The following is a 12,574-nucleotide window of genomic DNA, read 5'->3' as shown; positions in this document are numbered from 1 at the left end:
GCCATGTGGATGACCAAAGTCAGCATTCAAAACCCCGTCTTCGCCACCATGGTCATGGTGGCGCTGGTGGTGCTGGGCATCTTTTCCTACCGTGGCCTGGGCGTGGAGAGCATGCCCAGCGTGCAGTTCCCGTTCGCCGCCATTGAAGTGAACTACCCGGGCGCCTCGCCCGAAGCCGTGGAAAACGACATCACGCGCCCCATCGAGGACGCCGTCAACACCGTCAGCGGCATCAAGACCATCCGCGCCAATTCGTGGGAAGGACGCGCCGGCGTCTACCTGGAATTCGAGCTGTCGACCAATATGGACAAGGCCATGCAGGACTTGCGCGACAAGGTGGCCCTGGTGCGCCCGCGCTTCCCGAAGGAAGCCAAGGACCCGTTCATCGCGCGCGCCGAGGGCGACAACGAGCGCCCCATCGCCACCATCGTGCTGACCTCGACCGGGCATGACCTGCGCGCGCTGTCGACCATGACGGAGCAGATCATCAGCAAGCGCTTCCAGGGCGTGGCTGGCGTGGGACAAGTCAAGCTGCGCGGCCTGCGCGCGCGCCAGATCCTCATCAGCATGAAGCCGATCGAGCTCAATGCCCAGGGCATCGGCGTCGATGAAGTCATCCGCGCCATCCAGGCGACGAATACCAACCTGCCGGCCGGCTCGATCAGCCATGGTGCGGCCGAACAGCTGGTGCGCGTGGAAGGCAAGATCAAGGATGCGCGCGAATTCGGCAAGATCATCGTGGCGCGCCGCGCCGTCGGTCCCGTGTACCTGGACCAGGTGGCCACCGTCGTCGACGGCGAGCAGGAAGAACTGTCGATTTCGCGCATGAACGGCCAGCAAGCCGTGACCATGGAAATCACCAAGGTGCAGGACGCCAACGTGGTCGAAGTGGGCACCGGCATCCTGAAAGTGGCGGCGGATCTGCAAAAGACGCTGCCGCCCGATATCACCCTGCGCGTGCTCGACGACGAGTCGGAGCGCGTGCAAAGCCAGCTCAATAACGTCAAGCGCACCATCATCGAAGGCGCCGTGCTGACCATGGTGATCGTCTTCCTGTTCCTGCACTCGTGGCGCTCGACCATCATCACGGGATTGACCCTGCCGATCTCCGTGCTGGCCAGCTTCATCGCCATGAAGGCCTTCGGCTTCACCCTGAACTTTTTGACCCTGATGGCGCTGTCCTTGTGCATCGGCCTGTTGATAGACGACGCCATCGTGGTACGCGAAAACATCGTGCGCCACCTGGGCATGGGCAAGAACCACTACCAGGCGGCCAACGACGGCACCAATGAAATCGGCCTGGCCGTGATGGCCACCACGTTCGCCATCGTCGCCGTGTTCGTGCCCGTCGCCTTCATGGACGGCATCATCGGCCGCTTCTTCCTGCAGTTCGGCATTACCGTGGCCGTCGCCGTGCTCGTTTCCCTGTTCGTCAGCTTCACGCTCGACCCCATGCTGTCGTCCGTCTGGCGCGATCCCGTCAAGGACCGTTTCAAGTATGCGCCGTGGCTGGGCCGCTTCATGGCCTGGATCGAGACGGGCATCGACCGCCTGCATGTCTGGTACGGCAAGGTATTGAAAGTGGCCCTGCGCTGGCGCAAGACCACGCTGGCCACGGCCGTGGCGCTGTTCGCGGGCAGCCTGATGCTCGTGCCCATGATCGGCGGCGAGATGTTCCCCGAGACGGACCAGGGCTGGGTCAACCTGCGCTTCAAGACGCCCGTCGGCTCCAGCCTCGAATACACGGATAGCAAAGTGCGCCAGATCGAAACGGCCTTGAAGGAATTTCCCGAGATCGACAGCCTGGTGGCCAATATCGGCACGCCCGATGGACGCAACGCGGCCGAGGTGAACCTCAAGCTGACGGACATCAAGACGCACAAGCGCCGCTCGCAGCAGGAGCTGGAAAAACTGATCCGCGAACGCCTGGCGCCGATTGCCGGCATCACCCTGTCCGTCGGCCAGCGTCCCATCTTCATCGCCATCCTCGGCACGGACGAAGGCAAGCTCGATGCCGTGGCGCACACCCTGATGGACAAGATGCGCGACATCAAGGGCCTGGCCGACATGGAATACAGCCAGGAAGGCGCCAATCCGTCGACCACCGTAAAGATCAACAACGAACTGGCCAGCGACCTGGGATTGTCGGTGCAGCAGATCGGCAATGCCCTGCGGCCGTTCGTGGCGGGCGACACGGTCAGCCACTGGCTGGCGTCCGACGGGCAAAACTACGACGTCAACGTGCAGCTGCCCAAATCGGGCCGGCAAAAGGTGGCCGACCTGGCCGACCTGTCGCTGGCGTCGAGCAAGCTTGATGCGAACGGCAAGCCCGTCATGATTCCGCTGCGCCAGGTGGTCGACTTCGTGCCGTCCTCCAGCCCGCAAGTACTGAAACGCCAGGCCTTGCAGCGCCGGGTCGCGATCTATGCGGGCGTGCAGGGCCGCCCTGCCGGCGACGTCGACGCCGACGTGCAGAAGGCCATCAAGTCCATCGACCTGCCGCCGGGCGTGCGCTTCGACGTGGCCGGCAATGCGCAGCAGATGGCTGAAACCATGGGCGGCGCGATGATGGCGCTGGGGATCGCCGTGATCTTCATCTACCTGGTGCTGGCCTCGCAGTTCGGCAGCTTCCTGCAGCCGATCGCCATCATGGTGTCCTTGCCGCTGTCGCTGATCGGCGTGCTGGCCGCGCTGCTGATCACGGGCAGCACCCTGAACATCTTCTCCGTGATCGGCTTCATCATGCTCATGGGCTTAGTGACGAAGAACGCGATTCTGCTGGTCGACTTCACCAACCAGCGCCAGCGCGAAGGCCTGGGGCAGTTCGAGGCGCTGATGGAAGCGGGGCAAGTGCGGCTGCGCCCTATCCTGATGACGACCCTGGCGATGGTGTTCGGCATGCTGCCGATGGCCATCGGCATGGGCGACGGCGGCGAATCGCAGGCGCCGATGGGCCGCGCCGTCATCGGCGGCGTGATCACCTCGACGCTATTGACGCTGGTGGTGGTGCCCGTCGCCTACACCTACCTCGACAGCCTGGGCAAGCGCGCCGCGCGTTTCTTCGGCGGCGGCGAGCATGCGCATGCCGAATCCACCGACGACGGCAAAGCACACGCCCACTGATTGACCGGTCGCCTTCACCGTCCCCGCATTGGCGGGGACGACGCGGCGGCTGCCTGAAGAGAGCTTCAGTTGACCAAAGCAGCCCCACTGGCTAGACTGTCCCCGTTATCAATGATATGGAGTGACTCGTGGGTGCTTGTTCCAGTGACAGTAGTCGATTGACCATCGGCGATCGGCCTTAGGCAAGACGCGCGCATTCCGCCCGCCCTGCCCTCGGCAAGGTGTGGTTTTACCAGCGGCAGTACTCTCTCGCCGCCACTTCCCCCTCATCGTTCCACCGTAATCGTCTGCTGCCCCCTTGCGGGCGGATTGTCTTCGCCCTTGCACTCGCCTGTTCCTCCCCAGCCGGGAGAAACTGATGGTGGTATTTGACTTTGCGCTGCGCGTTGCCGCGGCATTGACCCTGGGCGCCATGATCGGCGCCGAACGCCAGCTGCGCCAGCGCATGGCGGGCCTGCGCACGAATGCGCTGGTGTCCGTCGGCGCCTCGCTGTTCGTGATGGTTTCCGTGCTCGAAGGCGATGCCTCCGGTCATATGCGCATCGCCGCGCAGGTGGTGTCGGGCATCGGCTTTCTCGGTGCCGGCGTCATCATGCGCGAAGGCATGACGGTGCGCGGCCTGAACACGGCCGCCACCCTGTGGTGCTCGGCCGCCATCGGCATCCTGTGCGGCCTGGGGTTTGCCCTGGAAGCGGCCATCGGCACGGGCTTCGTGCTGATCGCCAACCTGGTGCTGCGCCACCTGGCGCAACGCATCAACGCGCACGGCAGCGAAGCGGGCATCGAGACGGAAAGCATCTATCGCGTGACGGCCGTGTGCGAGGCGGAGCAGGAAGTGCAAGTGCGCAAGCTGATGCTGCGCTTGATCAGCGGCATGCCGGCGCTGATGCTGCAATCCTTGCACAGCGAAGACGCGGCGCAGGCCGGGCGCATCGAAGTGCGGGCCGACCTGCTCACGCCCGTCTCCAGCCTGGGATTGCTGGAGCAGATCGTCAGCCAGGTCAGCCTGGAAGGCAGCGTCTCGGCCGTGCGCTGGGCGCTCGTGAACAACGCGGAATTTGTCGCTGAACGGGGAGTGTGATGATGAAAAAATTCTTCCATTGGTTTGCCAGGCGCGGTCCCGTCATGGCCACCTACCGCCTGACCGTCACCTGCCCCGCGGCGCAAGCCGACCACGTGGTGCGCCTGCTGCTGGCCGAACTGCAAGACGCGGGCCTGGCGCCGTCGCAGATGCTGCGCAGCTGGGACGAAGCCCGGCAAGTGGTGCGGCTGATCGCCACGGTGCTGTGCCAGGCCGTGCAGCGCGCCGTGCTGGTGCGCTTCGTCAACCGCGCGGGCGCCTGGCCGCAAGTGCGGCAGGTGCGCTGGGAAGGCGTCGCCCCCTCAGCTTGACGCGGGCAGGCGCATGAGGAACAGCGCGCCGCCTTGCGGGCGGTTGCGCGCCTCGATGCTGCCGCCGTACGCGTGCACGATCGCTTGCGACAGGGCCAGGCCCAGGCCGAAGCCGGGCGCCTCGCCCGCGCGCGCCTGGGCGCCACGGTAAAAGCGCTCGAACAGATGCGGCAAGTCTTCCACGCCGATGCCCGGTCCCGCGTCCGCCACGCCGACGAGTGCATGTTCACCCTCGCGCGCCACGTGCACGCTGATGACACTATCGGGTGGCGAAAACTTCACGGCATTATCGAGCAGATTGGCCAGCACCAGGTCCACGGGGCCGGCCGCCACGCGCGCGTGCACGGCCACACTGTCATCGAAGACGATGCGGATGCCGCGCTGCGCTGCCGGCTTTTCCAGCCGCTGCGCGGCCGCCCGCACGAGCGGATTGAGCGCGATGGTTTCCACGGCATTGCGCTCCTGCCCCACGTCCAGGCGCGTGAGCATCAGCAGTTCTTCCACCAGGGTCGTCAGGCGCTGCACTTCATCGAGGCAGGACGCCAGCGCGTCCACATACTCGGGCGCTTCGCGCGGACGGCGCAGGGTAATTTCGATTTCCGTGCGCAGGCGCGACAGGGGCGAGCGCAGTTCGTGCGAAGCATCGGCCGTGAAGCGGCGCTGCGCATCGTAGCCGTGTTCCAGGCGGTCCAGCATGGCGTTCAGGGTATCGACCAGGCGGCCGATCTCGTCCTGCGTGCCGGGATGGGGCAGGCGCTGGTGCAGGCTGGCTTCGCCGATCGAATGCGCCTGGTCCACCACGTCGTCGATGGCGCCCAGCACGCGGCGCGTGAGCATTTCGCCGGCCAGGCCCACGGCCGCCAGCAAGGCCAGCGCCATGGCGCCAAACAGCACGGTGGCCGCGGCCAGCACGTGATTCGTGTCGTCGAGCGAACCGGCCACTTGCACCGCCAGGCGCGCGCCGGACGAGGGCACGGAAATCGAGACCATGCGCAGCGGCTCTTCGCCAAACTTGGGCAAGGTTTCGAAGACGGTCTCGCCGGCCGCCAGGCGCGCCAGCAGGGCGGGCGGCGCCGGCAGCTGCGCCGCCTCCAGGTTGCGGCTGCGCGCCAGCACGCGGCCTTCGCCATCGATGATCTGCACCAGGCGGTCCAGCCGCGTCAACGACGGCGGCGCCAGGCCCGGCGCCACCTCGTGCACCTGCACGGGCTGGCGCGGCGCGGCCGGCAGCATGGCCATTTCCGTCTCGGCCAGCGCCAGCAGGGCCGCATCGAGCTGGCCATGCACGGCGCGCGACAGGCCCCAGTAGCCGGCCAGCGCCGTGCAGGCGACGATGGCGAGGATGACGGCCAGGTGCACCAGCAGCAATCGCTTGCGAAAGCTAGCCACCGTGGTTTTCCGCCAGGCGGAAGCCGCGTCCGCGCACCGTGTGGATCAGGGGCGGCAAACCCGGCGCATCGACCTTGCCCCGCAGGTTGCGCACGTGGACGTCGATCAGGTTGTCGATGCCGATCAAATCCGCCTGCCAGATCTGCTCGGCCAGGCGCGCGCGGCTGACCACCTCGCCCGCCTGGCGCAGCAGGATCAGCAGAATCGCGTATTCCTTGGGCGTGAGCACCAGCGGCGCGCCGGCCCGCGTCGCCTGGTGGCTGACGGGATCGAGCGTCAGGTCGGCCAGCGCCAGCACCAGCGGGCGGCTGATGTCGGAGCGGCGCAGCAAGGCGCGGATGCGCGCCAGCAGCTCCTCAAATTCGAACGGCTTGGTCAGGTAATCGTCGGCGCCCGTGTTCAGGCCCGCCACCCGGTCGGCCGTGGCGTCGCGCGCCGTGAGCATCAGCACGGGCGTCTGGATGCCGCGCGCGCGCAAATCGCGGCAAAAATCGATGCCCTGCTTGCCCGGCAACATCCAGTCCAGCACGATCGCGTCGTAGTCGACGGCGTAGCTTTCGTCTTCGCCCTCTTCCGCGCTGTGCGCCACGTCGACGACAAAGCCTTCTTCCTGCAAGCCACGGGCCAGCAGGCGTGCCGCCTTGCGGTCGTCTTCCACCAGGAGGATTCTCATGCCTGCCTTTCCCATTGTGCTGTGTTTTCCCGCATTTTCCATCCTTGCATTTTACCGCGCCACACCGCGCGCGCACGCAACCTGAAGAATGATTCAGGCGTTCTTGGGCGCTTCTTCAGGAGCACATTGCTATGCTTTTCCGGCGCTGTCATACCGCTGCCCGCGCTCCCCTCTGACTGACCGCCTGGGCACGGCATCCACGCATGCCCCATCACCATCAATAACAAGGAAACACGGGATGAACACGACCACCCGCAACGCCCTGGGCGCCAGCTGCGCCCTCGCTCTCGCCTGCTCGGCCCTGGCCGGCTGCGCCAAACCGACGGCGGCAGCCACGCCGCCCGTCCAATCGATGCATCTGGACGACGGCAGCATCGCCGTCGACAGGATGTCGCCGCTGCGCCAGCGCCTGCAGATCGCCGCCGTGCAGGAACAGGAGATCGCCACGCAGACGGAGGCACCGGGCAGCATCGAAGCGATGCCGGAAAAACTGGTGAAGATCACGCCTCCCCTGGCCGGGCGCATCACGCGCTTGCAGCGCGCCCTGGGCGACAGCGTGAAGGCGGGCGACCCGCTGTTCACGCTCGACTCGGCGGAACTCAGTGCCGCCTACGCGGACGACAGCAAGGCGAAGTCCGCCCTGCTGCAGGCGCGCCAGGAACTGGAGCGCCAGAAAACGCTGTTCGAGGCGGAAATCGCCGCGCGCAAGGAATACGAGGCGGCCCAGGCGGCCTTTGCGCAGGCCGGCAGCGACGCGCAGGCCAGCGCCGACAAGCTGGCCCAGTACGGCGCCGGCGCGCGCGGTTCGCGCCGCGACTACGTGCTGCGTTCGCCCATCGCCGGCACCGTGATCGCCATGGAAGGCGCCCAGGGCGGCTACTGGAACGATATCAACGCGCCCGTCATGACGGTGGCGGATCTCTCCACCGTGTGGCTGTCGGCCAACGTGGCCGAAAGGGACCTGGCGCAAGTGGCCGTGGGCCAGACGGCCCGCATCACCGTCGACGCCTGGCCCGGCAAGGCTTTCGAGGGCAAGGTCGCGTATGTGGGCGCCGTGCTCGATCCCGAGACACGCACGGTGAAAGTGCGCGTGGCCATCGACAACCGCGCCGGCACCTTCAAGCCGGGCATGTTCGCCCACGCGGGGTTCGCCGGCGCCAGCCGCCGCGCCCTCCTCGTGCCCGCGGCCGCCGTGCTGCAAAGCGGCCCATCGACGCGCGTGATGGTCGAGCGCAGCCCGCTGGTATTTACGCCGCGCACGGTGGAAGTGGGCGCCAGCCATGGAGAACAGGTGGAAATCCTCGCCGGCCTGAAAGCGGGCGAACGCATCGTCGTCAAGGAAGGAGTGCTGCTCAATGATTGACCGTTTCATCGCCACCTGCTGCCAGCGGCGCGGCATCGTCTGGCTGGTGCTGCTGTTCGTCGCCGTCTACGGCGTCTACTGCTGGAAGCAGCTGCCCATCGAAGCCTATCCCGACATCGCCGACGTCACTTCGCAGATCGTCACGCAGGTGCCGGGCCTGGGCGCCGAGGAAATCGAACAGCAGATCACCATCCCGCTCGAGCGCGCCCTGCTCGGCACGCCCGGCATGCACGTGCTGCGCACGCGCAGCCTGTTCGCGCTGTCGCTGATCACGGTGGTGTTCGAGGATGGCAGCGACGGCTACTTCACGCGCGAACGGTTGCAGGAGCGCCTGGCCAGCGTGAACCTGCCGTACGACGCCAAGCCGGGACTCGATCCCTACACCTCGCCCACGGGCGAAATCTACCGCTACACGCTGGAATCGAAAACGCGCTCCCTGCGCGAACTGTCCGAGCTGCAGTTCTGGACCGTGATCCCGCGCCTGCAGCAAGTGCGCGGCGTGGCCGACGTCAGCAATTTCGGCGGCCTGACGACGCAGTTCATGCTGGAACTCGATCCCGCAAAACTGGACAGCTACGGCTTCTCGCTGGCGCAGGTGAAGGACGCCATCAACGCCAACAACCTCAGCGGCGGCGGCAGCGTCATCGACCGCGGCCAGCAATCGTACGTGGTGCGCGGCGTGGGCCTGCTGCATTCGCTCGACGACATGGGCAATGTCGTCGTCAGCAGCAAGGACGGCGTGCCCGTGCTGGTGAAGGACCTGGGCAAGCTCGCCTACGGCAACGTGGAGCGGCGCGGCATCCTCGGCAAGGATGACAACCCCGACACCATCGAAGGCATCACCCTGTTGCTGAAGGATTTCAACCCGTCCGAGGCGCTGGCCGGCATCCATGCGGCCGTGGACGATTTGAATGCGAATGTGCTGCCGAAGGACGTCAAGGTCGTGCCCTACCTGGACCGCAGTTCGCTGATCGACGCCACCCTGCACACGGTGGGATTTACCTTGGGCGAAGGCATGCTGCTCGTCGCCCTCGTGCTGCTGCTGTATCTGGGCAGCCCGCGCGCGGCCGCCATCGTCGCGCTGACGATCCCGCTGGCCCTGCTGATCGCCTTTATCTTCATGCACCACTTTAAGATTCCCGCCAATTTGCTGTCCCTGGGGGCGATCGACTTCGGCATCCTCGTCGACGGTTCCGTGGTGGTGCTGGAAAACATGCTGCGCCGCCGCGAACGGGAGCAGGACCGTCCCCTGACCCTGCAGGACGCCATCGAGGCGACCCTGCAGGTGGCGCGGCCCATCATGTTCGGCATGGCCGTCATCATCGCCGCCTACCTGCCCCTGTTCGCCTTCCAGCGCATCGAGTACAAGCTGTTCTCACCGATGGCGTATGCGGTGGGTGCGGCGCTCGTGGGCGCGCTGGTGGTGGCGCTGGTGCTGATCCCTGGCCTGGCCTGGCTGGCCCTGCGCAAGCCGCGCCGCACCTTCCATAACCGCGCGCTGGACAAGCTGGCGTCCGCGTACGGGCGCTTCCTCGAACGCATGGTGGGCAAGAAGCGCTGGGTGGCGATGGTGTGCGCAGGATCGCTCGCAGCGCTTGCCATCCTGGGCGGCAGCATCGGCCGCGATTTTTTACCCTACCTCGATGAGGGTTCGCTGTGGCTGCAGGTGCAGATGCCGCCCGGGATCACCCTGGACAAGGCGTCGGAGATGGCCAGCGAACTGCGCCGCGCCGCGCTGGAATTCCCGGAAGTGTCGACCATCGTCACGCAGACGGGACGCAACGACGACGGCACCGATTACTGGACGCCGTCGCACATCGAGGCAAGCGTGGGACTGCATCCCTATAAAAGCTGGAAGTCGGGCATGAGCAAGCAGCAGCTGATCGCGAAAATGAACGCACGCTTCGCGCGCATGCCCGGCGTCACAGTCGCCTTCATGCAGCCGATGATCGATGGCGTACAGGACAAATTGTCGGGCGCGCACAGCGACCTGACGGTGAAAATCTTCGGCAACGACCTCGATGAGGTGCGCGCCATCGCCGGCAAGGTGGCCAATGTGCTGAAGACTGTCCACGGCGCCTCCGACGTGGCGGTGGACGTGGAGCCGCCGCTGCCCAACCTGAAGGTGGAACTGGACCGCGCGAAGGCGGCCCGCTACGGCATCAACGCGGCCGACGTGGCCGACCTGATTGCCACCGGCATCGGCGGCGCGCCCATTGGCCAGGTCTACGTGGGCGAGAAAAGCTACGACATCGCCGTACGCTTTCCGCCCGCCACGCGCTCCAGCCCGGACGCCATCGCCAGCCTGAAGCTCACGGCCGCCAACGGTGCCAGGGTGCCACTGGCGCAGGTCGCCACCATCAGCACCACCTCGGGCGAAAGCGTGATCGTGCGCGAAATGGGGCGGCGCCACATCATCGTGCGCCTCAATGCCCGCGGACGCGACCTGGCCGGCTTCCTGGCCGAAGCGCGCCCGCTGGTGGCGCAAGCCGTGGCGGGCGAGCACCAGCGCATCAGCGTCGAGTGGGGCGGCCAGTTTGAAAACCTGCAGCGCGCGCAAAGCCGCCTGGCCCTGATCCTGCCGATGACCCTGGGCGCCATGTTCCTGCTGCTGTTTGGCCAGTTCCGCAACCTGCGCCAGCCCGCGCTGGTCTTGCTGGCCGTGCCGCTGGCCATGCTCGGTGGCCTGGCCGCGCTGCACCTGCGCGGCATGACCCTGAACGTGTCGAGCGCCGTCGGCTTCATCGCCCTGTTCGGCGTGGCCGTGCTCAATGCCGTGCTGATGCTGGCGCAGATCAACCGCTTGCGCGCGGACGAAGGCATGAGCTTGCGCGACGCCGTGCTGGAAGGCGCGCGCGACCGCATGCGTCCCGTGCTGATGACGGCCACCGTGGCCGCCCTGGGCCTGACGCCGGCCATGCTGGCGACGGGCCTGGGCAGCGACGTGCAGCGCCCGCTGGCCACCGTCGTGGTGGGCGGTCTGGTGACGGCGACGGCGCTGACCCTGCTGCTGTTGCCTGCCCTGTATTACCTGATCGAGGCGTATGTACAACAACGCCGGATCGATACCGAAGGAGTGAACCATGACACGTTTTAAAGTCCTGCTGGCGGCCTGGCTGATCGCCCCCTGCGCCAGCGCCGCCCCGTTGACCTTCGAGACCTATTTGTCCGCCGTGGAGAGCCACAGCCTGGAATTGCAGGCGCAGCAGGAAGACATCGTCTCGGCCAAGGCCGGCATCGGCATCGCCGGCCTGCGTCCCGATCCCGAATTCACCCTGGGCGCCACGCGCGAGACCGTGCGCAGCATCGAACACCGCCCAATTACATGGAATCCGGCCATCAGCATGGCCATCGAGACGGGCGGCAAGCGCGCCGCGCGCTTGAAGGCGGCGCACAGCCATGTCGCGCTGGCCGAGGAAGCGGTGGCCGGCTTCAAAAGCGAACTGTATGGCACGGCCGCCGCCGCGTTCACGGAAGCGTGCCGCACGCGCGAGGTCCTCGCGCGCAAGGAGCAGACCATGGCGGCCCTGTCGAAAGTCGTCGACGCGAATGCCGTGCGGCGCAAGGCGGGCGACGTGGGCGGCATCGAGCTGCTGCAGTCGCGCGTGGAACGCGACCAGTTCCAGGCCGAGCTGGCGCAGGCGCGCAGCGAGGCGGACAGCGCCATGTTGAATTTGTCGCCCCCCTTGGGCCGCCAGTTCGACAGCCTGTTTCCGGACGCGCAGCTGGCCTGCGACTTCGCCGCGTATGCCGACCAGGATGCCAGCACCCTGGTGCCGCAGGCGCTGCGCGAGCGCAGCGACGTGCGCATCGCCCGCGCCACCGTGGACAATCTGCGCGACGGCGCGGCGCTCGTGCGCGCCAACCGCTCGGTCGACCCGACCGTCACCGTGGGCCTGGCCGCCGCGCGCGGCTACCATGACGGCGTTGACGCCAGCGGCAATCCCGTCGACGGGTCGCCGCGCTCGCGCGCCTTGAGCGTATCGCTGGCCATCCCCATCCCCCTGTCGCGGCGCGACAAGGGTGACGTGGTGCAGGCCGAAGCGGGCGTGACGCAAGCGATGCTGGCCCTGCGCCAGACGGAACTGACGGCGGAAACGCAGGTGCGCACGGCGCAGCGGCAGCTGCGTGCGGCGCAGGACAGGCTGGCGCGCTACCGCGACGGCGTGCTGGTCGATGCGCAAAAGGTGGTCGACGGCATGCGCCTGTCCTACTTCAGTGGCAATGCCTCACTGCTGGAATGGCTGGCGGCGCAGCGTTCGGCCGATGAGGCATATCAGGGTTATGTGCAGGCGCGCGCCGATGCGGCCATCGCCAGCACGCAGCTGCAACTGGCGATCGGCCAGCGGCCGCGCTTGTAGCGGGGGAAGGAAAAACGCGGGGAGACCGGCGCGGCCATGCCGCACCGGTCGTCAGAAACAGGGGAATTACTGCGGCTGGGCAGGAGCGTCGCCAGCGGCGGCTGGATCAGCGTCGACGTCTGCGTCGTCCGCTTCCGGCTCATCGCCCTCGCTGCCGTCGGCCGGCTTCGGATTGTTCTTCGCTTCCAGCTTGCGCCTGGCTTTTTCCTCGGCTTTCTTCTTCTTTTCCAGCTCTTTTTGCCGTTTTTCGTATTGGAAATTTGTCTTGGCCAT

The 12,574-nt window shown here is 66.7% G+C and carries 9 protein-coding genes; 6 read left to right on the top strand and 3 right to left on the bottom strand.

Going from position 1 to position 12,574, the window contains the following annotated elements; translation table 11 throughout:
- Positions 1–3: 3 nt before the first annotated feature.
- The 3 genes from AC1RBA_RS22205 (at position 4) to AC1RBA_RS22195 (ending at position 4,515) form a co-directional block, all read left to right on the top strand.
- A complete protein-coding gene (locus AC1RBA_RS22205) occupies positions 4–3,123 on the top strand; it encodes an efflux RND transporter permease subunit (protein ID WP_492419849.1) in 3,120 nt (1,039 codons plus the stop codon).
- Positions 3,124–3,484: 361 nt separating this feature from the next.
- Positions 3,485–4,204 (top strand): MgtC/SapB family protein, encoded by a 720-nt coding sequence (locus AC1RBA_RS22200; protein ID WP_205602420.1) that lies wholly within the window; start codon positions 3,485–3,487, stop codon positions 4,202–4,204.
- Positions 4,204–4,515 (top strand): hypothetical protein, encoded by a 312-nt coding sequence (locus AC1RBA_RS22195; RefSeq protein WP_070287737.1) that lies wholly within the window; start codon positions 4,204–4,206, stop codon positions 4,513–4,515. Before AC1RBA_RS22200 ends, AC1RBA_RS22195 begins: the two co-directional genes overlap by 1 nt.
- Here AC1RBA_RS22195 and AC1RBA_RS22190 read toward each other — a convergent pair.
- Positions 4,507–5,904, bottom strand: coding sequence for a sensor histidine kinase (locus tag AC1RBA_RS22190; RefSeq protein WP_492419848.1), 1,398 nt, complete (start codon positions 5,902–5,904; stop codon positions 4,507–4,509). The genes AC1RBA_RS22195 and AC1RBA_RS22190 overlap by 9 nt on opposite strands.
- Positions 5,897–6,577: a response regulator transcription factor gene (locus AC1RBA_RS22185; protein ID WP_070287908.1), complete on the bottom strand. Its 681-nt coding sequence runs from the start codon at positions 6,575–6,577 to the stop codon at positions 5,897–5,899. Before AC1RBA_RS22185 ends, AC1RBA_RS22190 begins: the two co-directional genes overlap by 8 nt.
- A 238-nt stretch (positions 6,578–6,815) precedes the next feature.
- Here AC1RBA_RS22185 and AC1RBA_RS22180 point away from each other — a divergent pair, with 238 nt between their 5' ends.
- The 3 genes from AC1RBA_RS22180 to AC1RBA_RS22170 are packed head-to-tail and all read left to right on the top strand — an operon-like array spanning position 6,816 to position 12,301.
- Positions 6,816–7,940, top strand: a complete 1,125-nt coding sequence (locus tag AC1RBA_RS22180) for an efflux RND transporter periplasmic adaptor subunit (protein WP_492419847.1) — start codon at positions 6,816–6,818, stop codon at positions 7,938–7,940.
- The gene (locus tag AC1RBA_RS22175; protein WP_492419846.1) at positions 7,933–11,037 is read left to right on the top strand and encodes an efflux RND transporter permease subunit; all 3,105 of its coding nucleotides are present in this window, start codon (positions 7,933–7,935) and stop codon (positions 11,035–11,037) included. Before AC1RBA_RS22180 ends, AC1RBA_RS22175 begins: the two co-directional genes overlap by 8 nt.
- A complete protein-coding gene (locus tag AC1RBA_RS22170) occupies positions 11,024–12,301 on the top strand; it encodes a TolC family protein (RefSeq protein WP_492419845.1) in 1,278 nt (425 codons plus the stop codon). The genes AC1RBA_RS22175 and AC1RBA_RS22170 overlap by 14 nt, the downstream gene beginning before the upstream one ends.
- Before the next feature lie 66 nt (positions 12,302–12,367).
- On the opposite strand, the gene AC1RBA_RS22165 is transcribed toward AC1RBA_RS22170, so the two are convergent.
- Positions 12,368–12,574 (bottom strand): hypothetical protein, encoded by a 207-nt coding sequence (locus tag AC1RBA_RS22165; protein WP_070223057.1) that lies wholly within the window; start codon positions 12,572–12,574, stop codon positions 12,368–12,370.

It is taken from the genome of Janthinobacterium sp. GW823-FHT03B06 (genome assembly GCF_058796955.1).
Note: the sequence above shows the minus strand (reverse complement) of the source record. Positions and strands in the feature narration are given on the sequence as shown.